Origin of the sequence: Kosakonia sp. 1610, assembly GCF_050435845.1 — a bacterium.
In the GTDB taxonomy this organism is placed as follows: Bacteria; Pseudomonadota; Gammaproteobacteria; order Enterobacterales; family Enterobacteriaceae; genus Kosakonia; species Kosakonia cowanii.
Genome location: NZ_JBNDKZ010000013.1, coordinates 1 through 22898 on the forward strand (window position 1 = coordinate 1; position 22898 = coordinate 22898).

Here is a 22898-nt window from a genome sequence, read left to right on the forward strand (position 1 = left end):
CTTCGCTTTTCGCAGCGGCGCGGGGTGTGCATATTACGCTTTCCCGCTGTGAAGTCAACTGATTATTTTCAGAATTCTTCACCTGACAGGCCGGTATGTTTGCCGTTGTGCCGTGTCAGTGGAGGCGCATTATAGGGAGTTAATTCCTGCTGACAACCCCTAATTTCAAAAAACTTTTCAACCGTCTCTTTTTTGCTCAAAACGGCATTAAATAGCCAGTTTTTCGAGCCTTTCGAAGCCATAGCGCTGCAAAACGGGCAGTAATTGCGCAGTTTCCGGCGTCAAAGCCATGCAGTAGGCAATATTACTGTCAGACGATTTAGCTTCCGGCGCTTCATGCTCCAACAGCCAGGCGGTACGCCGTGCAATAGCCGAACCGGAATCAATCAGCCGCGTCCCTTCCGGCAGCACCTGCAACAGCTCTTCTTGTAATAGCGGGAAGTGGGTACAACCCAGCACCACGGTATCCGGTGGCTCCTTCATCCGCAGCCACGGGCGCAGGATACGGCGCAACTCCTCAAGCGGCACAGGTTCGCCGTGCAGCTTGCCCTCGGCCAGCTCCACCAGCTCAGCGGAACCCAGCATTTCGATCCGGCACTCATTAGCGAAGCGCGCGATCAATTCATGCGTATAAGGTCGCTTCACCGTCCCGCGCGTCGCCAGCAGGCCCACGATGCCGTTTGCCGTTAACCGCGCCGCAGGTTTGATCGCCGGCACCACGCCCACTACCGGGAAGGTGAACTTCTCACGCAGCGCGGGCAGCGAAACGGTGCTTGCCGAGTTACAGGCAATAATGGCCAGAGAGAGGGGATAACGTGCCTGAACGGCGGAAACAATCTCGACAACACGCTCAACGATAAACTCCTCGCTCTTCTCCCCATAGGGAAACGCGACGTTGTCGAAAGTGTAGATATAGTGCAAGTCCGGCAGGAGCTGTCGGATCTCGTCATACACGGAAAGCCCACCGACACCGGAGTCAAACACCAGCACGGTGGGCCGCGCGTCAGAAGGTGTAGCTGCCAGACAAGGTGTATTCCCGTCCTGCAGTTTGGTAACCATATGCTGTCTCGTACTCTTTATCGAACAGGTTGGCGATTTTACCACGAACTGTCAGGTGAGAGGTTACAGGATATGAGGCAGAAAAATCGACGGTGCTATAACTTGGCAGAATACGTTTCTCGCCCGTTGTATAATCGTGACGCTTACTGAAATACTCCCAGGCAAGATCCAAATCGACATCATATACAGACCAGTCAAGCTGGTACTTCGCCTGGCGCTGCGCCCTGCGCTGCAACACGTCGTGGGTTTCATCATCACGCGGGTCAATATATTGCAGCGTAACGCGGTGGGAGAAAATGCCCGTATCGATATCGCCGGTCCACTCAACACCCTTAATAGTGGCTGACTTAACATTGATATAAGCCTGGTTGCTGTAATCAATGAGATTCTCTATCTCATAGCGGTACGCCGAGAGACGCCAGTCCAGCGGACCGGTAAGCCCTTCAATGCCCGCTTCCCACTGTTTCGACTCTTCCGGCTTCAGATTGGGATTCGATGCAATGCCAAACCGCTTCGCGCCAAACTGCTGGCCCAGCGACGGCGCAAGGAAACCGGTGCCGTAAGAGAGCGTCAGGCGATAGTCCGGTACAAACTCCCAGCCTGCCGCCGTCTGCCAGGTGCCGTGCCAGCCAAACGAATCATCTTTATCTTCACGACCGGACGCCTCAAGCGTTACATCGCCTAACTGCTTCATTCCCGTCAGATAGAGCCCGGTGTTATCGCGATCGTAGGCATCGCGGCTGGTCTCGTTGGACGACACCAGGCGCTCCTGCTTCCAGTCCACGCCTGCACCAACCGAGCCTTTACCGATATCAACGTTATTTGCCCACTGGATGTAACGCTGCTCCAGCTCATCCAGCGTCGTGCCCGTATGGTATCGACCATAGATGCTGCTGTAGTTGTAGTCTTTGCTTTTTTGATAGCTCGCCAGCAGTTGAGAAGAGTAAATGCCCTGCTTGAAGTTGAGCCCGGTATCCCAGCCCTGGGCATAGAGCTGACGCTCATCGGCGCTGTACTCCGGCAAAAATGGCGGGCTGCCGAGGTCATAGTCCACGTTATTGCTGAAGTCATACCCGCGGAAGAAGCCGTCAAAATTGTCGTTAAACGTATGCTGAACGCTGCCCCAGAAGGTTTTGTTCCGGTAGCCGTCGCGATCCTCGTCATGATCCCAGCTTGAACCGGGCTGCACGTTAAACCCGCGCGTGCCGGTATAGGAAGCCGCACCGGTCACCACCGTGTCACCAAAACGCTGGCGCACTGTACCGTCGTAGGTTTGATACCCCTTCGAACCGATGCCCGCGTTAATTTGAGATTTCTGATCGCCCGTCAGAGTAATGATGTTTACGACGCCACCAATCGCGCCGGAGCCATACACCGTCGAGCGCGGCCCGCGGATGTACTCCACACGCTGCACCAGCGAGAGCGGGATCTGATCCAGCTCAGGAGCGTTAGAAATTCCTCCGCGCGCCACCGGCACACCATCTATCATCAGTAACAGGTGTCTGGATTCAGTCCCCCGTACATAGACAGATGAGAGCTGCCCGAGACCGCCGCTTTGCGAAACATCGATGCCCGGAAGGCGGCGCAGAACCTCTATCAGCGAGCGCGACTGCCAGCGATCAATCTCTTCACGCGTAACAATTTCCGTCGGCGCCAACACGGTTTTAAGCGGTTGTTGAAAACGGTTTGCTGTCACCACTACCTGATCCTGACCGCTATCCTGCGCCCAGCCGGAAAACGCCGTGACGGAGAGGGCCGTCAGCAGCGAAGCTTTTTTTATCATTATGTAAGCATCCACATAATAAGAAGGATGCCGCAGGTTCCATCAATAGCTCGCGATGATGACAACCAGATGCGACGTATGCCGGCAGGTCTTCGGGCTCGGAGGTACCACGAAAGGCGACTTCCCACCCGCAGGCAGTGTCTGGCCTCTCACCTTTATCCTTACCGCTGCGCGTCAGCCCCAGATTTGCACTGGGTTCCCTTTTAACTCACAGGACCGGAAAAAGGATGCTACATTCCGTTACATATAGATGTCCAGACTGCTACGGGACTATTTCATTGCGCCGCGGGCTGGACATCCCGTGAGCAATCCCTACAATCCCCGCGTTATTCATAATCTCTCAGGAAGCATCATGACCCCAGAACACCTGCCGACAGAACAGTACGAAGCCCAGCTGGCCGAAAAAGTCGTACGTCTGCAATCGTTGATGACGCCCTTTTCCGCGCCGCTTCCGGAGGTGTTCCGCTCACCCGTCAGCCATTACCGCATGCGCGCCGAGTTTCGTATCTGGCACGATGGGGACGATCTCTACCACATCATTTTCGATCAGCAGACCAAATCGCGTATCCGCGTCGACAGCTTCCCGGCGGCAAGCGAGCTGATTAACCAATTAATGTCGGTGATGATCGAGGCGGTGCGCGACAACAAAACCCTGCGCCATAAACTCTTCCAGATTGATTATCTGAGCACCCTGAGCAACCAGGCGATCGTCACGCTGCTCTATCACAAGAAGCTGGATGCCGAGTGGCAGGAAGAGGCCACGCGCCTGCGCGATGCGTTACGCGCGCAGAACCTGAATGTGCAGATTATTGGCCGCGCCACCAAAACCAAAATCGAGCTGGATCAGGATTTCGTTGATGAGCGTCTGCCGGTTGGCGGTCAGGAGATGATCTACCGCCAGGTGGAGAACAGCTTCACCCAGCCGAATGCGGCGATGAATATTCAGATGCTGGAGTGGGCGCTGGATGTCACGCGTGGGTCGAAAGGCGATCTGCTGGAGCTTTACTGCGGCAACGGCAACTTCTCGCTGGCGCTGGCGCGTAATTTCGAGCGCGTGCTGGCAACAGAAATTGCCAAACCTTCGGTTGCGGCGGCGCAGTACAACATCGCGGCGAACCACATTGATAATGTGCAGATTATCCGCATGTCGGCGGAGGAGTTTACCCAGGCGATGAACGGCGTACGCGCTTTTAACCGCTTACAGGGCATTGATTTGCAGAGCTACCAGTGCGAAACGATTTTCGTCGATCCACCGCGCAGCGGGCTGGATGCGGAAACTGAGAAGATGGTGCAGGCTTACCCGCGCATCCTTTATATCTCCTGCAACCCGGAAACGTTATGCAAAAACCTGGAAACATTAAGCCAGACGCATACGGTTTCACGCCTGGCGCTGTTTGACCAGTTCCCCTACACGCACCATATGGAGTGCGGCGTCCTGCTGACGCGCAAATAATCGCGATGCCGGAGGTGATAAAACGCCCTCCGGCTTACTGATTACTCGGAATCGGAGGCTTCGTACTGGCGGCTGCGGTTGCGCAGGCGAAAGCCAATCCAGAAGACCAGAATTACCGCCAGCAGCGCGGGCAGGAAGTTGGAGCCCATATCCGGATACTCCGCGCGCACCACGGCGCTATAGAGCAGCACACCGAGAATAAAGCAGGCCGCTGAAAGACCCGGTAAACCTACCGGCATGGTGCGATTCTGGTAACGCTGATGCAGACAGTAGATTGTCAGCACCAGCGAGATAATCGGAAAGAGCGAAAAGGGTACGAGGGAGCTAAACACGGCGGTAAACGTGCCGTTAATCGACAAACCGGCGATCAGCGCCAGCAGCAGCGTACCTTTCTCTTGACCTGACTGTTTCATCATTCATCCTTCACTCGTCGGTTGTTGCGCCATTTTTTCCTGTTCGCGGCGATACCAGTAATATGCGCCTTTTGAAATCATACGCAGCTGTAAAACCAGCCGCTCTTCCAGCTGTTTGCGCTGCTCTGCGCTGACGTCCAGCGCTTCCGCACCGGCGTTAAAAACGATGGTGACCATCGCTTCAGCCTGCGCTTCCGTGAAGGCGCGCGGCATGTGGTTTTCGAGTTCGAGGTAATCGGCAAGTTCCGCAATAAAGTGCTGGATCTCGCGCGCAACCGCTGCACGAAACGCGGCTGACGTTCCGGAGCGTTCACGTAAAAGTAGCCGGAAGGCGTTCGGGTTATTGCCAATAAATTCCATAAAAGTGGAGACCGACGTGCGGATCACGCTGCCGCCTTTAGCAATTCGCTGACGCGCCTGGCGCATCAACTGGCGCAGCATCAGGCCGCTCTCATCGACCATCGTCAGGCCAAGCTCATCCACGTCGCGGAAGTGCCGGTAAAATGACGTTGGCGCGATGCCCGCTTCACGAGCCACTTCCCGCAGGCTCAGGCTGGTAAAACTTCGCTCAGCGCTCAGTTGGCTGAATGCGGCTTCAACCAGTGACCGCCGCGTTCTCTCTTTTTGTTGCGCTCTTACACCCATCACGATGTTTGAATCCTTCCAGGGGCCCGCTGGCACTATACCAGAGAATAAATCCAAACCGATTGTACTGGATTGTGACGGATTGTTTACGCGCAGATTCTTCTTTTTCAGCGGAAAAAAGCACAGTGATAATTGGGTTATCCCGTGGTTAATGTTAGTATTATGTTGCTTTTATGTATAAGAACAGGTAAGCCTTACCATGCCACATTCCTACGATTACGATGCAATAGTGATAGGCTCCGGTCCCGGCGGCGAAGGCGCAGCCATGGGCCTCGTTAAACAGGGAGCCCGGGTAGCGGTTATTGAGCGCTACCACAATGTCGGCGGCGGCTGTACGCACTGGGGCACCATCCCCTCGAAAGCGCTCCGTCACGCAGTCAGCCGTATTATCGAATTTAACCAAAACCCGCTCTACAGCGACCATACCCGCCTTCTTCGCTCCTCTTTCTCCGATATCCTGAACCATGCCGAAAGCGTGATTAACCAGCAAACGCGTATGCGTCAGGGTTTTTACGAGCGTAACCACTGCGACATTCTGGAAGGCAACGCGCACTTTATTGATGACCACACGCTGGCGCTGGAGTGCCACGATGGCACCGTCGAAACGCTGACGGCAGAGAAGTTTGTCATCGCCTGCGGTTCGCGCCCTTATCACCCGGATGATGTCGACTTCGCGCACCCGCGCGTCTACGACAGCGACTCGATTCTCGATATGCACCATGAACCTCGCCACGTGATTATCTATGGCGCAGGGGTCATCGGCTGTGAATATGCATCCATCTTCCGCGGTATGAATGTGAAGGTTGACCTGATCAACACCCGCGATCGTCTGCTGGCGTTTCTCGATCAGGAGATGTCGGACTCCCTCTCCTACCACTTCTGGAACAGCGGCGTGGTGATTCGCCACAACGAAGAGTATGAGCGCATTGAGCCATTAGATGATGGCGTCATCATGCATCTGAAATCGGGTAAGAAGCTGAAAGCGGACTGCCTGCTCTACGCGAACGGCCGCACCGGCAACACCGACAGCCTTCAGCTTGCCAATATCGGGCTGGAAGCGGATAGCCGTGGTCAGTTGAAGGTCAACAGCATGTACCAGACCGCGCTGCCGCATATCTATGCCGTGGGCGATGTGATTGGTTATCCGAGCCTGGCATCAGCGGCTTACGATCAGGGGCGTATCGCCGCGCAGGCGATGATCAAAGGTGAAGCCACCGCGCATCTGATTGAGGATATCCCGACCGGGATCTACACCATTCCGGAGATCAGCTCCGTCGGGAAAACCGAACAACAGCTCACCGCCATGAAAGTGCCTTATGAAGTGGGCCGTGCGCAGTTTAAACACCTCGCACGGGCGCAAATCGTCGGCATGAATATTGGTACGCTGAAGATTCTGTTTCACCGCGAAACGAAAGAGATTTTGGGGATCCACTGCTTTGGCGAGCGCGCGGCCGAGATTATTCATATCGGCCAGGCGATTATGGAGCAGAAAGGTGGCGGTAACACCATTGAGTACTTCGTTAACACCACCTTCAACTACCCAACCATGGCGGAAGCCTATCGGGTAGCGGCACTGAACGGCCTAAACCGCCTGTTTTAAGCCTTTGTCGAAATGGCCATCCATCGCGCCGCGGATGGCCTCTGCCAGCTGCTCATAGCGGCTGCGCAGCGGCGAGCCTGGTCGATAAACCAGCCCAACCGTACGCTTCGGCTCCGGCTTAATGCACGGTAAGTAGACCACGCCGTCACGTTTACGCTCGCGCGGTACGGCAAGCGCAGGCAGCAGCGTGATGCCGCTTCCGGCCGCGACCATATTACGTAGCGTTTCCAGGCTGGTTGCGCGGAAATGAGTATCCTCATCCGCGCCCGCTTCAAAGCAGAAGCCCATCGCCTGATCGCGCAGGCAGTGCCCATCTTCCAGCATCAGCAGCTTTTCACCCGCCAGATCGGCCATTGGCACGCATTCACGGTTCGCCCAGGCGTGATCTTCGTAAATCGCCAGCATCATCGGCTCGTCAAACAGCGGCACTTCAATAAAAGCTTCACTCTCTTTGACCAGCGCGAGGATCGCGCAGTCGAGCTTGCCGCTATCAAGCTGCGCCAGCAGCTGCTGCGTCTGCGCTTCGTGCAGATACATCTCAAGTTTCGGGAAGGTTTGATGCAGCAGCGGAATAATATGCGGCAGCAGATAGGGGCCTACGGTCGGGATCAGCCCGATATGCAGCGGGCCGGACATGGCTTCACCTTGCTGGCTTGCCATCTCTTTCAGCACCTTGACCTCGCGCAGTACCGTGCGCGCCTGGTCCACCAGCAGCAATCCAGCCTGGGTAAAGAGAACTTTGCGGCTGGTGCGCTCAAGCAGCATCACGCCCAGTTCATCTTCCAGTTTGCGGATCTGCCCGCTCAGCGTAGGCTGGCTGACGTGGCACGAGTCGGCTGCACGGCGAAAATGGCGGTGTTCCGCTAACGCCACCAGGTATTCAAGATCACGAATATTCATCTTCATCCTCCGTCGCCACGATAGTTCATGGCGATAGATAGCATAGCAACGAACGATTATCCCTATCAAGCCTTCTGTACAATAATTGGCTCCAGGAAACGTAGCGGTACTGTGTTCTACCCTAACCAGTCACCCTTTTCACTACCGTTTCTCTCTGTACAACTAAAGCCAACGTGAACGTTTTGCGGACCCCGTGTCCGCTTTTTTTTGCATAAAAAAGCCCGGCGTTACGCCAGGCTCACTCTGTTTCCGCGCTTATCTCACACCAGGCGCGCTTTCGCTTCAGCAATCGCCTGCGCTACCTGCGTCGGGGAAACGCCCCCTTTCGCCGCGCGTTTATCCAGGCACGATTGCAGGGCAAGGATCGGGTAGACATCGTCGCCAATCACCGCACTGAACTGTTGCAGGTCGGCAAGCGCCAGCTCCTCCAGCGGTTTACCCTGACGAATCGCCTCCACGACCGCTTCACCCACAATGTGGTGCGCTTCGCGGAACGGCACGCCTTTGGCGACCAGATAATCTGCCAGCTCGGTCGCATTCGCGTAACCCTGCTGCGCCGCTTCCTGACAACGCGGGCGCTTCACCTGAATACCATCCAGCACCAGCGTCGCCATATGCAGGCAGTCAAGCCAGGTATCGAGCGCGTCAAACAGCCCCTCTTTATCTTCCTGCATATCTTTGTTGTAGGCCAACGGCAGCCCTTTCAGCGTCATCATCATACCGGTCAGCGCGCCCTGAACACGGCCGCACTTGCCGCGGATCAGTTCCAGCGCATCCGGGTTTTTCTTCTGCGGCATCAACGATGAGCCGGAAGTAACGCGATCGGAAAGCTCAACAAAGCCCGCTTCGCCGGAGTTGAAGAAGATCAGATCTTCAGCAAAACGCGACAGGTGCACCATGCCAATCGAGGCATCGGAGAGCAGTTCAAGCACGTGATCGCGATCGGAGACGCTGTCGAGGCTGTTACGAGTGGCCGATGCAAAACCTAACCAGCCCGCCAGCTGTTCACGATCGATCTCATAAGCGGTACCCGCCAGCGCGCCGCAGCCCAGCGGGCTGACATCCAGACGCTTCAGCGCATCCTGCAAACGGCTCTCATCGCGGGCCAGCATCTCAACGTAGGCCAGAGACCAGTGCGCAAAGGTGACCGGCTGGGCGCGTTGCAGGTGCGTATAGCCCGGCATGACGGCGTCCTGATTGTTCTCTGCGGTCACCACCAGCGCGCTCTGCAACTGGCGGTTGGCCAGCAGCAGTTCACTGATAGTCTCTTTGCACCACAGTTTTAAATCCGTCGCGACCTGATCATTACGGCTGCGCCCGGTGTGCAATTTCTTGCCCAGCTGGCCCACTTTGTCGATCAGCTTCCCTTCCACCCAGCTGTGAATATCTTCCGCGTCGCTTTGCAGGATCTGCTCAGGGTTGGCGCGCACCTCTTCCAGCAGGGTGTTCAGCGCCTCTTCCAGCTGCTGCTGCTCGGCGTCGGTCATCACGCCAACGGTGACTAACGCTTTGGACCAAGCCACAGAGCCAACGATATCCTGCTCCGCCAGGCGGTAGTCAAAGCGCAAAGAGTCGTTGAACTGTTTGAACCGTTGATCCGCTGCCTGAGTAAAACGCCCGCCCCAAAGTGCCATAATATGCTTCCTTCTTTTTCTACGTTTTGCCGGATGGCGCTGCGCTTACCCGGCCTACATAAGTGTGTCTGTGATTAAGCCAGAATACGGGTGCCGATTGGCGTGCCGTTAAACAGTGCCGGCAGTTGCTCGGCGTGACGCCAGGAGGCGATATCCACCGGACGACCCAGCGTGCGCGCTGCATCGAGCGCCGCATTCACTTTCACGATCATGCCATCGGTAATAATGCCCTGCGCAATCAGCTGCTCTGCTTTAGCCGCGGTCATCTCGGCGATGCGCTGGCCTTTGCCATCAAGAATGCCGCTCACGTCGGAGAGCAGAATCAGATCCGCGCCAAGGGTCGCCGCCAGCGCCGTTGCCGCCTGATCGGCGTTAACATTCATCAGCTTGCCTTCATCGGTCACGCCGATGGAGCTGACGACCGGCAGGAAACCGCCCTCCAGCAGGGTGTTAATCAGCGTCGGCGAGCCAGGCTGCGCTAAACCGACATGACCAAGCTCCTCATCCAGCTGGGTAACGCTGACGCTGTCGCCATCGCCAAGGAACAGACCTACCGAGGCGATATGGTGTTTCTTCGCCCACGCCAGCAGCGTTTTGTTGGCGGTGCCCGCCAGCGCGCCGGTAATGATGTCAATCTGATCGGCAGGCGTCACGCGCAGGCCATTCTTCTTCTTCACCGGCAGATTGAGTTGCTTCATTAACTCATCCACCACGCAGCCGCCGCCGTGAACGATCACCAGCGGGCGCTGATGGGCTTCGCGGTACTGCACCAGGGCGGTAAACAAACGCTCCAGCGCTTCTTCGCTATCCAGCAGTACGCCACCGAGCTTAATAATTAATGGATTCATCATCACGCCTGTTCGATTAGATAAGAGACTGGGTTTCAGCATAGCCGAAACGAATATTGGCACACTGCATCGCCTGCGCCGCCGCGCCTTTCAGCAGGTTATCTTCCGTCGCCACCACAATCAGATGCTCACCCTGCACGGCAAAGCCGATATCGCAGAATGGCAGGCCGACCACGTTTTTCAGCGCCGGGACACCTTTTTCATACAGACGCACCAGCGGTTTACCGTCGTAAGCCTGTTTAAACACGGCGGCGATTTGCGCATGGGTCACGCCCGGTTTTAAGCGGCAGGTGATGGTTTCCAGGATCCCACGCGGGAAGCTTGCCAGGTGCGGCGTGAAGATCACGTCCGTACCGAGATGCGTGGCGATTTCCGGATGGTGGCGATGGTTGAAGATACCGTACGGTTGCAGGCTCACTTCACAGAAGCTGTTCGAGAGCGCGGCTTTGCGCCCTGCGCCGCTAACGCCGCTGGTGGCGTTGATCACCGGCCACTGGTTAAGCTCCAGCAGGCCCGCATCGATCAGCGGTTTTAACGAGAGCTGCGCCGCCGTCGGGTAGCAACCCGGCACGGCAACCAGCTGTGCCTCTTTGATTTTGTCATGGTTCCACTCCGCCAGGCCGTAGACCGCTTTTTCGAGCAGATCGGCATGCTGATGGGTAAAGCCATAGAAGGTTTCATAAAACGCGGGATCGTTGACGCGGAACGCGCCAGAGAGATCGAACACCACGCAGCCAGCCGCCAGGCAATCCGGCACCAAATCGTGGCTCACTTCGTGGGCGGTTGCGAGGAACACCACATCCACACCGGTCAGAAAATCCTTGATATCGGCCATCGGCTGCAGCGGCAGATCAACAATGCCCTTCAGCTGCGGATGTAAATCGGAGAGACATTTTCCTGCATCATTACTTTGCGCAGAAACCGTCAAAGCGGTTATGTTCATATGAGGATGGCGATTTACATAGGACACAAGTTCTGCGCCGGCGTAACCGCTGGCACCCACAATTAATGTGTTCAACATCGGTGCGGTCTACCTTCTTACGTCATGTTCGGATCTGGAAGGGTGCGTTCTCCCTCCCGCGTCGCTGAGCAAAGTCGCCTTACGGGTTCCCATACGCTCAACATTATTGTATTTTTATGCACATTTACTGCATGAATATTGATACTATCACGAACTCAGGTATGTCAACAATGAAAATGAATTTGCCGCCATTTATCGAGATCTACCGCGCCCTGATTGCCACTCCGTCGATCAGCGCAACGGAAGAAGCACTCGATCAGAGTAATGCGTCTTTAATCAATCTGCTGGCAGGATGGTTTGGCGATCTTGGGTTCACTGTTGAAGTGCAGCCGGTACCCGGCACACGTAACAAATTCAATATGCTTGCCAGCGTCGGTAGCGGCGCGGGCGGGCTGTTATTGACCGGCCATACGGACACCGTGCCGTTTGACGATGGGCGCTGGACGCGCGATCCCTTCACCCTGACCGAGCACGACAACAAGCTCTACGGCCTTGGCACAGCGGATATGAAGGGCTTTTTCGCCTTTATTCTTGATGCCCTGCGTGACGTCGATGTGACAAAACTGAGCAAGCCGCTCTACATCCTCGCCACCGCCGATGAAGAGACCAGCATGGCGGGCGCGCGCTACTTCTCTGAGAATACGCAGCTGCGCCCGGATTGCGCGATTATTGGCGAGCCGACCTCACTGCAGCCGGTTCGCGCCCATAAAGGCCATATCTCCAACGCCATTCGCATCCTCGGCCAGTCCGGCCACTCGAGCGATCCGGCGCGCGGCGTCAACGCCATTGAATTGATGCACGATGCCATCGGCCATATCCTGACCCTGCGCGACAACCTGAAAGCGCGTTATCACTACGAGGCGTTTACCGTTCCCTATCCGACGCTTAACCTGGGACATATTCATGGTGGTGATGCGGCAAATCGTATCTGCGCCTGCTGTGAATTACATATGGATATTCGCCCGCTGCCGGGGATGACGCTTGACGATCTGAACGGTCTGCTTAATGAAGCGCTGGAGCCGGTCAGTTCGCGCTGGCCGGGCCGCCTGAATGTCTTTGAACTCCATCCGCCAATCCCCGGTTATGAATGCCCGCCGGATCATCAACTGGTTGAAGTGGTGGAAAAACTGCTCGGCGTCGAAACGGAGGTGGTGAACTACTGCACCGAAGCGCCGTTTATCCAGACGCTCTGTCCGACGCTGGTCCTCGGCCCTGGCTCCATTAATCAGGCGCACCAACCGGATGAATACCTGGAAACGCGCTTTATTAAGCCAACGCGCGAGCTTATTACCCAGGTTGTGCACCATTTCTGTTGGCATTAAGCGCGACAAAACAGATGAATGTTCCCCTCTGCTGAGGGGATTTTTATGCGCCAAAATAGTGCATTTCATAAGCGAAACTTATCTGCAGCGAAGGGTGTTAACTTTCATAAATTCCCGTGATTTATTCGTTTGCTGAACCGATTTCGCCGCAATTGACGTAGTGAGTTTTACGTGGCTTTATAAAAGACGGTGTCTTATATCTGCTCAACGGCGGGTATAACAAAACAAAATGAGATGGGGTGTCTGGGGTAACATGAACGAACAATATTCCGCGTTGCGTAGTAATGTCAGTATGCTCGGCAAACTGCTGGGAGATACCATCAAGGATGCACTGGGCGAGAACATTCTCGACCGCGTCGAAACAATCCGTAAGCTGTCCAAATCTTCTCGCGCCGGCAACGAAACAGACCGCCAGGCACTGCTCACCACCCTGCAGAATCTCTCTAATGATGAGCTGCTGCCGGTGGCCCGCGCATTCAGCCAGTTTCTGAATCTGGCGAACACCGCCGAGCAGTACCACAGCATTTCAGCGAAAGGCGAAGCGGCCAGCAACCCGGAAGTGATTGCCCGCACCATCAGAAAGCTGAAAGACCAACCTCATCTCAACGAATCCACCATTATTAATGCGATTGAATCGCTGTCGCTGGAGCTGGTACTGACTGCGCACCCGACGGAGATTACGCGTCGGACCCTGATCCATAAGATGGTGGAAGTGAACGCCTGTTTAAAACAGCTCGATAACAGCGATATCGCCGATTATGAGCGCCACCAGCTGATGCGCCGTCTGCGCCAGCTGATCGCCCAGTCCTGGCACACGGATGAGATCCGCCGCAATCGCCCAAGCCCGGTTGATGAAGCGAAGTGGGGCTTTGCGGTGGTGGAAAACAGCCTGTGGGAAGGGGTGCCAAACTACCTGCGCGAGCTGAACGAACAGCTGGAAGAGAACCTTAATTACAAGCTGCCGGTCGATTTTGTCCCGGTGCGCTTTACCTCCTGGATGGGCGGCGACCGCGACGGCAACCCGAACGTCACCGCCGACATCACCCGCCACGTTCTGCTGCTTAGCCGCTGGAAAGCGACCGATCTCTTCCTGAAAGATATCCAGCTGCTGATTTCCGAGCTGTCGATGGTTGAGTGTACCGACGAGCTGCGCGAGCTGGCCGGTGCCGAAGGTGCCCGCGAACCGTATCGTTACCTGATGAAAAAGCTGCGCGGCGATCTGATCGCGACGCAGAGCTGGCTGGAAGCGCGCCTGAAAGGGCAGAAGCTGCCGAAGCCTGCCGGGCTGCTGACACAAAACGAGCAGCTGTGGGAGCCGCTCTACGCCTGTTATAAATCCCTGCAAGCCTGCGGCATGGGCATTATCGCCAACGGCGAACTGCTTGATACCCTGCGCCGCGTGAAGAGTTTCGGCGTGCCTTTAGTGCGTATCGATATTCGCCAGGAGAGCACCCGCCACACCGAAGCGCTGGGCGAGCTGACCCGCTATCTCGGCATCGGCGATTACGAAAGCTGGTCAGAAGCCGACAAACAGGCCTTCCTGATCCGCGAGCTTAACTCCAAACGTCCGCTGCTGCCGCGCCAGTGGGAGCCAAGCGACGAGACCCGCGAAGTGCTCGACACCTGCCGGGTGATCGCCGAAGCGCCGCGCGGATCGATTGCCGCCTATGTGATCTCGATGGCGAAAACGCCGTCCGACGTGCTGGCCGTCCATCTGCTGTTGAAAGAGGCCGGTATTGGCTTTGCGCTGCCGGTTGCGCCGCTGTTTGAAACCCTCGACGACCTGAACAACGCCAATGATGTGATGAGCCAGTTGCTCAATATCGACTGGTACCGCGGCTTTATTCAGGGCAAACAGATGGTGATGATTGGCTACTCCGACTCCGCGAAAGATGCGGGCGTGATGGCCGCCAGCTGGGCGCAGTACCAGGCTCAGGACGCATTGATCAAAACCTGCGAGAAAGCGGGCATTGAACTGACGCTGTTCCACGGTCGCGGTGGATCTATCGGCCGCGGCGGCGCACCGGCGCACGCGGCGCTGCTCTCGCAACCCCCTGGCAGCCTGAAAGGCGGCCTGCGCGTCACCGAGCAGGGAGAGATGATCCGCTTTAAATATGGCCTGCCAGAAGTGACCATCAGCAGCCTCTCCCTCTATACCAGCGCAATTATGGAAGCCAACCTGCTGCCGCCGCCGGAGCCAAAAACCGAATGGCGTCACATCATGGATGAGCTGTCGGCCATCTCCTGCGAGATGTACCGCGGTTATGTGCGCGAAAACAAAGACTTTGTGCCCTACTTCCGCTCGGCGACGCCGGAGCAGGAGCTGGGCAAGCTGCCGCTGGGTTCGCGTCCGGCGAAGCGTCGCCCGACCGGCGGCGTCGAGTCGCTGCGCGCTATTCCGTGGATCTTCGCCTGGACGCAGAACCGCCTGATGCTGCCGGCCTGGCTCGGCGCGGGTGCGGCACTGCAAAAAGTGGTGGAAGATGGCAAACAGAGCGAACTGGAAGCGATGTGCCGCGACTGGCCCTTCTTCTCCACGCGCCTTGGCATGCTGGAGATGGTCTTCTCGAAAGCGGATCTGTGGCTGGCAGAGTATTACGATCAGCGCCTGGTGAAACCGGAGCTGTGGCCGCTGGGCAAAGAGCTGCGTAAGCTGCTGGCGGCCGATATTAAAGTGGTGCTGGATATCGCCAACGACTCCCATCTGATGGCCGATCTGCCGTGGATTGCTGAATCTATCCAGTTACGTAACATCTACACCGACCCGCTTAACGTGCTGCAGGCCGAGCTGCTGCAACGCTCGCGTCTGGCAGAAGAGCAGCAAAAAGAGCCTGATAGCCGCGTCGAGCAGGCGCTGATGGTGACCATCGCTGGCGTCGCCGCCGGGATGCGCAACACCGGCTAATCTTCTCGCGTTAGTTTTGTTAACTGATTGCAGCATTTTTATCTTCTGGGTAAAAATGCTGCAAATTTTGGTTGTCATCTATCCTTCACATTCCTTATATTCCTCGCGAAATTCTCACATCCTGGTGAGTCTTCACCAAAACAAACTCGCCTGAATAGTGACATTCAGGTTTGCTTAAGCTTTAGCCGCTATGTTTTAGCGCTATTTATTCGCACAGGCACTTCGTATGCGCTCCACACAATCTCATGCTAAACAATCGTTTAGTATGAAAGCCCTTGGATGGGCTCTGCTCTATTTTTGGTACTTCTCCACGGTTCTGCAGGTCGCTATCCTGGTTAGCGGATACAGCGGCACCAACGGTTTTCGCGACTCCATTCTCTTCAGCTCGCTATGGTTGATCCCGGTCTTCCTCTTCCCACGCTATACGCGCGCCATCGCGGCGGCTATTGGCGTGGTGCTGTGGGCTACCTCGCTGTCGATGCTCTCCTACTACGTCATCTACGGGCAGGAGTTCTCGCAGAGCGTGTTGTTTGTGATGTTCGAAACCAACACCCATGAAGCGAGCGAGTTTTTAGGGCAATACTTCAGCCTGAAGCTGGTGCTGATTGCGCTGGCCTACACTGCGGGCGCGATCTTCCTCTGGACTCGCCTGCGTCCGGTTTACATTCCTAACCCATGGCGCTGGGTCGTCTCTTTCGCCCTGCTGTATGGGCTGATCCTCAATCCGATTGCGATAAACATGCTGAAATATAAGCAGGATTTCGCTAAGGCTTCTTCAGGATTAGCCTCCAAGCTGGAGCCTGCCGCGCCGTGGCAGCTGGTGATGGGCTATGTGCAGTATCGTAACCAGTTGAGCAGCCTGAACAGACTGCTCGACAGCAACCACGCCCTGCCGCCGCTGGCAAATCTGAAAGATGAGTCGGGCGATGCACCGCGCACGCTGGTGCTGGTGATTGGTGAATCGACGCAGCGTGGCCGCATGAGCCTGTATGGCTATCCGCGCGAAACTACGCCGGAGCTGGATGCGCTGCATAAAAGCGACCCGCGGATGAGCCTCTTTACTAACGTAGTGACTTCGCGCCCCTACACCATCGAGATCCTGCAACAGGCGCTGACGTTCGCCGATGAGCAGCATCCGGATCTCTATCTGACGCAGCCCTCGCTGATGAACATGATGAAGCAGGCCGGGTACAAAACCTTCTGGATCACTAACCAGCAGACGATGACCGAGCGCAACACCATGCTGACCGTCTTTTCAAAACAGACGGATGTGCAGTTCTATATGAACCAGCAGCGTACGCAGAGCGCCCGCGAATATGACACCAACGTGCTGAAGCCGTTTAAAACCGTACTCGCCGACCCTGCGCCGAAGAAGTTCATCATTGTGCACCTGCTCGGGACGCATATTCGGTACGACTTCCGCTATCCGCAAGGCTGGGGCAAGTTTACCGATAAGCACGACCATCAACCGCCGGGGCTGGATGCCGATCAATCCGAGACCTACAACAGCTATGACGATGCCAACCGCTTTAACGATCATGTTGTCTCCTCGCTGATTAATGATTACAAAGCAACCGACCCGAACGGCTTCCTGCTCTACTTCTCCGATCATGGCGAAGAGGTGTATGACACGCCGCCGCACAATATTCAGGGGCGTAACGAAGCGGAGCCGACGCGCCATATGTACACCATTCCGTTTATCCTCTGGACTTCGGATAAGTGGCAAGCGGCGCATCCGCGTGATTTCTCCGCTGACCTCAACCGCAAATACAGCAGCTCACAGCTGATCCACACCTGGTCGGATTTGGCAGGCCTGCGCTATGACGGCTATGACGCCACGCGCTCGGTGGTCAGCCCGCAGTTCGTTGAAGCGACGCGCTGGATCGGTAACCCGTATAAGAAAAATGCGTTACGGGATTACGACGCGCTGCCGTACGGCGATCTCCCCGCCAACCAGTAAGCGTGTAAAGCCATCCCATCGGGATGGCTTTTTTTTTAGCCTGGCGCTATGGTGAGCCTGTTTTTTTGTCGCAGGAACATCATGAGCCACGATATTGCGCCTCTCCTCTCCCGCCTGATCCACGGCCCGGCAACGCTCAGGCAGATCCGCTTTGCGGCGGTGAACGCAACCGCGCCTGCGCTTGCCTGCCAGGTCGACTTCCCGCGCCTTGAAATCGTGCTGGAAGGGGCGCTGACCGATGCGGCGATCGTCGGCGAGACAGCATTGATGATGCAACATGATGTGCTGTACGTTCCCGCTGGCGGCTGGAACTGCCCGCGCTGGCTGGCACCGGCCAGGAGCTTAAGCGTGCTGTTTGGCAAACAGCAGCTCTGCTTTAGCCTTACGCAGTGGGATGGCGAAGCCCTGCAGACGCTGACCCGCCAGCACGTAGCCCGGCGCGGCCCGCGCATAGGCTCCTTCCTGCTGCAAACGCTGCACGAGATGCAGATGCAGCCAGATGAGCAGCACACGGCGCGGTTGATTGTCACCAGCCTGCTGAGCCACTGCCACGATCTGCTCGGCAGCCAGATCCATACCGCGTCGCGCAGCCAGGCGCTGTTTGAAGCCATTCGTGACTATATCGACGAACATTACGCCATGCCGCTCACCCGCGAGTCGGTCGCGCAGGCGTTCTACATTTCGCCCAACTACCTCTCCCATCTGTTCCAGAAAACCGGCTCTGTCGGCTTTAGTGAATATCTGACCCACACCCGGCTGGAGCATGCGAAAACGCTGCTTAAAGGCTACGACCTGAAAATCAAAGAGGTGGCGCACAGCTGCGGGTTTGTCGACAGCAACTACTTCTGCCGCCTGTTCCGTAAAAACACCGAACGCTCGCCCTCGGAGTATCGCCAGCACTACCATAGCCAGCTACGGGACAAGTAACTCCGCTACTGGATTTTTGTACGCTTTTATACCCACTTAACTTCCATGCTTCGCGTCTGAATCCGCTTTTCATCGGAGTGCACTGCATTTTGTGAGCGCTGTCGCACTTCATCCCTATGCGTACATTTGTCCAGTGTTTGGCAGAATTGTTATATAGCCGCCGCCGCCTCGCAGACCGTATGCTTTCGCCAGATCATATTGATGAGGAAGCAGGATGGAACTCTATCTGGATACGGCCGATATCGCGGAAGTGGAGCGCCTTGCGCGCATCTATCCGCTGGCTGGTGTCACCACCAACCCGAGCATTATTGCCGCTGGTAAAACTCCACTCTGGGAGGTTTTGCCGCGCCTGCAACAGGCGATTGGGGCGAATGGTACGCTCTTCGCCCAGGTGATGAGCCGCGATGCCGAGGGAATGGTGAGCGAGGCGAAAAGGCTTCACCACGCGCTGCCGGGTATCGTGGTTAAAATCCCGGTGACGGGCGAAGGGCTGGCGGCGATTAAACAGTTGAAAAAAGAGGGGATTGTGACGCTCGGCACGGCGGTCTATAGCGCGGCGCAGGGTTTACTCGCGGCGCTGGCCGGGGCCAAATATGTCGCGCCCTATGTTAACCGCGTCGATGCGCAGGGCGGCGATGGTGTGCGCATGGTGCAGGAGCTGCAAACTTTGCTGAGTTTGCATGCGCCGGAAAGCAAAGTGCTGGCGGCGAGCTTCAAAACCCCGCGCCAGGCGCTCGACTGCCTGCTCGCAGGGTGCGAAGCGATTACCCTGCCGGTCGATGTGGCGAAGCAGATGCTCAATACACCCGCCGTTGAATCCGCCGTCGAGAAGTTCGAGCAGGATTGGCAAAGCGCGTTTGGCAGCCTGAGCCTGTAATTTTCTCCGTACTAGACGGCAACGTTACAGGCCGGGCGCACGCCGAGGGTGTGGCAAATGGCATAGCTCATTTCGGCGCGGTTCAGGGTGTAGAAGTGAAAATCTTTAACCCCTTCACGGCTGAGGATCTTCACCATATCCATGGCGATATTCGCGCCGACCAGCTTGCGGGTTTCCGCATCGTCATCCAGCCCGGCGAACATTTGCGACATCCACGCCGGGATGCGCACGTTGGTCATGTCGGCGAACTTTTTCGCCTGCTTAAAGTTGGAGACCGGCAGAATGCCGGGGATGATCTCGACGTCGATACCGGTTGAGGCGCAGCGATCGCGAAAGCGCAGGTAGCTCTCAACATCGAAGAAAAATTGCGTGATGGCGCGGCTGGCGCCCGCATCGACTTTACGCTTCAGGTTGAGCAAGTCCGCCTGCGCGCTTTTCGCTTCCGGGTGCACTTCCGGGTAAGCCGCGACGGAGATATCAAAATCCGCCACCTCTTTTAACAGGCTCACCAGATCGGCGGCATACATTTCAGGCTTTCCGCCGCCCGGCGGTAAATCGCCGCGCAGGGCAACGATATGGCGAATGCCGTTGTTCCAGTAATCCTGCGCGATGGTGCGCAGTTCATCGCGGGTGGCGTCGATGCAGGTCAGATGCGGCACCGCTTCCAGCCCGGTGCGATCTTTAATCCCTTTGATAATGCTGTGCGTGCGGTCGCGCTCGCCGGAGTTCGCGCCGTAGGTGACCGAAACGAATTTCGGCTTCAGACTGCTTAAGCGATCGATGGAGCTCCATAAGGTCTGTTCCATTTCACTGGTGCGCGGCGGGAAAAACTCAAAGGAGACGTTAATCTGGCCGTGAACTTCCGCCAGGCTCTGATTCAGGGCTTCCCGCTGATTGGCGTGAAAAAAGCTCATACCTTACCTCATCAATCACAAGTCATTATTCAGGGTGAGTGAACTTCTATACGTTTAGACGTCCAGATGTAAAAGTGACGGAAATCGTACAAAGCGTCAACAGAAATATCTCGATTATGCGTGAGGAGTTTTCAGCGAAGATGAAAAAGATTCATGAGGCGGGAAAACTCCCCTCCCGGCGCGGGAGAGGAGTTGCAGCGAGGATTAGAGCAGCTGTGCGAGGCGGTTAATATCGGACTGAATAGCGCCCGCGGTGACATCACGGCCTGCGCCCGGCCCGCGGATCACCATCGGGTTATCGCGATACCAGCGGCTCTCAATAGCAAAGACGTTATCGCACGGCAGCAGCGCGGCAAGCGGATGCTCCGGACGCACCGCTTCAACGCCAACGCGCGCTTTGCCATTGGCATCGAAACGGGCAACGTAACGCAGCACCAGCCCCAGCTCGCGGGCGGCTTCAAGGCGCTGGAGCATCTGCTCATTTAACGCCTCGCCATTCTCGAAGAAGTGATCGACGGATTCTGCTTCGCAGCCCGGCGGCACCAGCGACTCGACGCGCACCTGATCCGGCTCGATGTCATACCCCGCTTCGCGGGCGAGGATCACCAGCTTGCGCATCACATCTTTACCGGAGAGATCGACGCGCGGATCCGGCTCGGTCAGCCCCTGCTGCCATGCCTGATCCACCAGCTCGGTGAAGGGCACGCTGCCATCAAACTGCAGGAACAGCCAGGAGAGCGTCCCGGAGAAGATACCGCTGATCGCCAGAATTGAATCGCCGCTGTCGCGCAGATCGCGCACGGTGTGGTTAACCGGCAGACCCGCGCCGACGGTGGCGTTATAGAGCCAGTGGCGGCCGGTTTTTTCAAAGGCGTCATGGATCTGGCGGAAGCGATCGCTTTTGCTCGCGCCCGCCAGCTTGTTAGCGCTGATCACATGGAAACCGTGGCTGGCGAAATCGAGATACTGCTCTGCAAGCTGCTCGCTGGCGGTGACATCCAGCACCACTAAATCATCATACGGATGGGCGCGCATCCACAGGAACAGCGACTCCTCATCCTGCTCTACCGCTTCGTCATTGAAGAAAGCAAGCGCGCGGCTGGCATCCAGCCCGTCGTAGCTCAACAGGCTGCGGCGGCTATCCACCACGCCTGCCAGCACAAACTCAAACCCGGTGCGCGCCGAGAGCGCGCTCTGCTCGCGGGAGAAAAGCTCCAGCCAGCGCGAGCCGATATTACCTTTACCAAACAGCACCAGACCAATGCGTTTTTCCGCGCGGAACAGCGACTGGTGCAGACCCTGAATCAGGCTCTCGGTCGGGCCGACGCGCAGCACGGCCACCAGGCTGATCCCTTCGTCCGATTGCCAGATAAACTCGACCGGCTGCCCTTTTAACTGCTGCCAGAAGCGGTGGCTGTGCAGTGGATTGCGGCATACGCCCGCGCCGACCATCGCCACCAGCGCCAGACCCTGGCGTAAACGCAGCTCGCCCGGCAGACCCGCCTCATCAAGCAGTTTAAAGACGCTGTCGACCACTTCGGAGGTGTAGCAGAGTTGCAGCAGATTGCGGTCAGCGTGAACACCGACCGCCAGCGGGCGCACCTGCGCGCGCTTGAGAATAATGTCGATCTCTCTGTGCGCCAGCTTGAAGTCCTGCCCTGACGGCACGAGGAACTCAATCAGGCAGACATCATCATGGCTGGTAACAATGCGCGCCCCGGTGCCGGAAGCGAGCACGCGCTCAATGCGCGTTGAACCCTGTTCGGGGTTGTAGCTGCAACGCAGTTGCAGATCGATATTGCTGCCGGAAACCGGCTGTAACGTGCGGGCATGCAGTACCGGCGCGGCAAGGCGCGCCAGCTCGCTCGCTTCATCCAGACGCAACAGCGGCAGCAGACAGGCATCTTTCACTTTGCGCGGGTCGGCGCTGTAGACCCCGGCGACGTCGCTCCAGATGGTCACGCGCGAAACATCGCCCAGCGCACCGATCTGCGTTGCCGAGTAGTCGGAACCGTTACGGCCAAGCAGCACGGTTTCGCCCGCGTCGTTGCGGCTGATAAAGCCGGTCACCACAATTCGTTTACCCGGATGCTGCGCCAGCTGCTGCTGGAGTAAAGGGTACGAGGCCCCTTCATTGACCTGCGGCTGCGCGCTGCGCTCGGCGCGCAGGAAATCGCGGGCATCGAGCCAGGTGGCGTCCAGCTCTTGCTGATTCAGCACCGCTGCCATCAAGCGCGCAGACCAGATTTCACCGTGACCCACTACTTCGGCATAAACGGCATCGTTGATGCCGCTGTCGAGCAGCGCGGCGAGGTGCTCCAGATCGTGAATAAAGGCGCTGGTCAGGCCATCGGCTACATCGGCAGGTAACAGGCCGTTAATTAATTCGAGCTGATAGCGGCGCAGCGATTGCTGCACCTGATGCGCAGAGAGGCGATCGGTCTGGCTCAGTTTAAGCCAGCTAATCAACTGGTTGGTGGTGCTGCCGGCGGCCGAAACCACCATCATGTCGCCCGGCTGCGAGTACTCCGCCATGATCCCTGCTACGCGCAGATAACACTTCACATCCGCCAGACTACTGCCACCAAATTTGTGCAGCTGACGAGCCTTCGTCCCTGCCTGCGCAATCACACTCAT

At 56.9% G+C, this 22898-nt stretch carries 17 protein-coding genes and 1 riboswitch; of the genes, 7 read left to right on the forward strand and 10 right to left on the reverse strand.

Annotation, left to right across the window (positions count from 1 at the left end; genetic code table 11):
- Nucleotides 1–207 precede the first annotated feature (207 nt).
- Together murI and btuB are read right to left on the reverse strand one after the other, a co-directional pair.
- Nucleotides 208–1059: a glutamate racemase gene (gene murI / locus ABIC80_RS22090; RefSeq protein WP_200135256.1), complete on the reverse strand. Its 852-nt coding sequence runs from the start codon at nucleotides 1057–1059 to the stop codon at nucleotides 208–210.
- A complete protein-coding gene (btuB, locus tag ABIC80_RS22095) occupies nucleotides 1004–2842 on the reverse strand; it encodes a TonB-dependent vitamin B12 receptor BtuB (RefSeq protein WP_429178586.1) in 1839 nt (612 codons plus the stop codon). The genes murI and btuB overlap by 56 nt, the downstream gene beginning before the upstream one ends.
- 66 nt (nucleotides 2843–2908) lie before the next feature.
- Nucleotides 2909–3078, reverse strand: a riboswitch (cobalamin riboswitch).
- 116 nt (nucleotides 3079–3194) lie between these two features.
- Here btuB and trmA point away from each other — a divergent pair.
- Nucleotides 3195–4295, forward strand: coding sequence for a tRNA (uridine(54)-C5)-methyltransferase TrmA (gene trmA / locus ABIC80_RS22100; protein WP_094422548.1), 1101 nt, complete (start codon nucleotides 3195–3197; stop codon nucleotides 4293–4295).
- Nucleotides 4296–4336: 41 nt separating this feature from the next.
- On the opposite strand, the gene ABIC80_RS22105 is transcribed toward trmA, so the two are convergent.
- Together ABIC80_RS22105 and fabR are read right to left on the reverse strand one after the other, a co-directional pair.
- On the reverse strand, nucleotides 4337–4708 hold the full coding sequence (locus ABIC80_RS22105; RefSeq protein ID WP_023479341.1) for a YijD family membrane protein: 372 nt from the start codon (nucleotides 4706–4708) through the stop codon (nucleotides 4337–4339).
- A 3-nt stretch (nucleotides 4709–4711) separates the two neighbouring features.
- Nucleotides 4712–5356, reverse strand: coding sequence for an HTH-type transcriptional repressor FabR (gene fabR / locus ABIC80_RS22110; RefSeq protein ID WP_034812619.1), 645 nt, complete (start codon nucleotides 5354–5356; stop codon nucleotides 4712–4714).
- 196 nt (nucleotides 5357–5552) lie between these two features.
- On the opposite strand from fabR, the gene sthA reads away from it, so the two are divergent.
- Nucleotides 5553–6953: a Si-specific NAD(P)(+) transhydrogenase gene (gene sthA, locus ABIC80_RS22115; RefSeq protein ID WP_042717085.1), complete on the forward strand. Its 1401-nt coding sequence runs from the start codon at nucleotides 5553–5555 to the stop codon at nucleotides 6951–6953.
- On the opposite strand, the gene oxyR is transcribed toward sthA, so the two are convergent.
- The 4 genes from oxyR to argC form a co-directional block, all read right to left on the reverse strand.
- On the reverse strand, nucleotides 6936–7853 hold the full coding sequence (gene oxyR, locus ABIC80_RS22120; protein WP_305207129.1) for a DNA-binding transcriptional regulator OxyR: 918 nt from the start codon (nucleotides 7851–7853) through the stop codon (nucleotides 6936–6938). The two genes, sthA and oxyR, sit on opposite strands and share 18 nt — an antisense overlap.
- A gap of 260 nt (nucleotides 7854–8113) precedes the next feature.
- A complete protein-coding gene (argH, locus tag ABIC80_RS22125) occupies nucleotides 8114–9487 on the reverse strand; it encodes an argininosuccinate lyase (protein WP_076768839.1) in 1374 nt (457 codons plus the stop codon).
- Nucleotides 9488–9561: 74 nt separating this feature from the next.
- Entirely contained in the window at nucleotides 9562–10338 is a 777-nt protein-coding gene (argB, locus tag ABIC80_RS22130; RefSeq protein ID WP_094193156.1) for an acetylglutamate kinase, read from the reverse strand.
- Nucleotides 10339–10351: 13 nt separating this feature from the next.
- The gene (argC, locus tag ABIC80_RS22135) at nucleotides 10352–11356 is read right to left on the reverse strand and encodes an N-acetyl-gamma-glutamyl-phosphate reductase (RefSeq protein WP_312606167.1); all 1005 of its coding nucleotides are present in this window, start codon (nucleotides 11354–11356) and stop codon (nucleotides 10352–10354) included.
- A gap of 170 nt (nucleotides 11357–11526) precedes the next feature.
- On the opposite strand from argC, the gene argE reads away from it, so the two are divergent.
- The 5 genes from argE (at nucleotide 11527) to fsa (ending at nucleotide 19347) form a co-directional block, all read left to right on the forward strand.
- Nucleotides 11527–12678, forward strand: coding sequence for an acetylornithine deacetylase (argE, locus tag ABIC80_RS22140; RefSeq protein WP_076768840.1), 1152 nt, complete (start codon nucleotides 11527–11529; stop codon nucleotides 12676–12678).
- 253 nt (nucleotides 12679–12931) lie between these two features.
- Nucleotides 12932–15583, forward strand: a complete 2652-nt coding sequence (gene ppc / locus ABIC80_RS22145) for a phosphoenolpyruvate carboxylase (RefSeq protein WP_076768841.1) — start codon at nucleotides 12932–12934, stop codon at nucleotides 15581–15583.
- Between the two features lie 226 nt (nucleotides 15584–15809).
- A complete protein-coding gene (locus ABIC80_RS22150; RefSeq protein ID WP_429178587.1) occupies nucleotides 15810–17543 on the forward strand; it encodes a phosphoethanolamine transferase CptA in 1734 nt (577 codons plus the stop codon).
- Nucleotides 17544–17624: 81 nt separating this feature from the next.
- Nucleotides 17625–18470, forward strand: coding sequence for a helix-turn-helix transcriptional regulator (locus ABIC80_RS22155; RefSeq protein WP_429178588.1), 846 nt, complete (start codon nucleotides 17625–17627; stop codon nucleotides 18468–18470).
- Between the two features lie 214 nt (nucleotides 18471–18684).
- On the forward strand, nucleotides 18685–19347 hold the full coding sequence (gene fsa, locus ABIC80_RS22160) for a fructose-6-phosphate aldolase (RefSeq protein ID WP_094422558.1): 663 nt from the start codon (nucleotides 18685–18687) through the stop codon (nucleotides 19345–19347).
- A gap of 11 nt (nucleotides 19348–19358) precedes the next feature.
- On the opposite strand, the gene metF is transcribed toward fsa, so the two are convergent.
- Nucleotides 19359–20261 (reverse strand): methylenetetrahydrofolate reductase, encoded by a 903-nt coding sequence (gene metF, locus ABIC80_RS22165; protein WP_042717063.1) that lies wholly within the window; start codon nucleotides 20259–20261, stop codon nucleotides 19359–19361.
- A 204-nt stretch (nucleotides 20262–20465) separates the two neighbouring features.
- Entirely contained in the window at nucleotides 20466–22898 is a 2433-nt protein-coding gene (locus tag ABIC80_RS22170) for a bifunctional aspartate kinase/homoserine dehydrogenase II (RefSeq protein ID WP_042717061.1), read from the reverse strand.

Coding starts and splice junctions, on each gene's coding strand:
- murI (WP_200135256.1), bottom strand. CDS start 1,059: ATGGTTACCAAACTGCAGGACGGGAATACACCTTGTCTGGCAGCTACA.
- btuB (WP_429178586.1), bottom strand. CDS start 2,842: ATGATAAAAAAAGCTTCGCTGCTGACGGCCCTCTCCGTCACGGCGTTT.
- trmA (WP_094422548.1), top strand. CDS start 3,195: ATGACCCCAGAACACCTGCCGACAGAACAGTACGAAGCCCAGCTGGCC.
- ABIC80_RS22105 (WP_023479341.1), bottom strand. CDS start 4,708: ATGAAACAGTCAGGTCAAGAGAAAGGTACGCTGCTGCTGGCGCTGATC.
- sthA (WP_042717085.1), top strand. CDS start 5,553: ATGCCACATTCCTACGATTACGATGCAATAGTGATAGGCTCCGGTCCC.
- oxyR (WP_305207129.1), bottom strand. CDS start 7,853: ATGAATATTCGTGATCTTGAATACCTGGTGGCGTTAGCGGAACACCGC.
- argH (WP_076768839.1), bottom strand. CDS start 9,487: ATGGCACTTTGGGGCGGGCGTTTTACTCAGGCAGCGGATCAACGGTTC.
- argB (WP_094193156.1), bottom strand. CDS start 10,338: ATGATGAATCCATTAATTATTAAGCTCGGTGGCGTACTGCTGGATAGC.
- argC (WP_312606167.1), bottom strand. CDS start 11,356: ATGTTGAACACATTAATTGTGGGTGCCAGCGGTTACGCCGGCGCAGAA.
- argE (WP_076768840.1), top strand. CDS start 11,527: ATGAAAATGAATTTGCCGCCATTTATCGAGATCTACCGCGCCCTGATT.
- ppc (WP_076768841.1), top strand. CDS start 12,932: ATGAACGAACAATATTCCGCGTTGCGTAGTAATGTCAGTATGCTCGGC.
- ABIC80_RS22150 (WP_429178587.1), top strand. CDS start 15,810: ATGCGCTCCACACAATCTCATGCTAAACAATCGTTTAGTATGAAAGCC.
- ABIC80_RS22155 (WP_429178588.1), top strand. CDS start 17,625: ATGAGCCACGATATTGCGCCTCTCCTCTCCCGCCTGATCCACGGCCCG.
- fsa (WP_094422558.1), top strand. CDS start 18,685: ATGGAACTCTATCTGGATACGGCCGATATCGCGGAAGTGGAGCGCCTT.
- metF (WP_042717063.1), bottom strand. CDS start 20,261: ATGAGCTTTTTTCACGCCAATCAGCGGGAAGCCCTGAATCAGAGCCTG.
- ABIC80_RS22170 (WP_042717061.1), bottom strand. CDS start 22,898: ATGAGTGTGATTGCGCAGGCAGGGACGAAGGCTCGTCAGCTGCACAAA.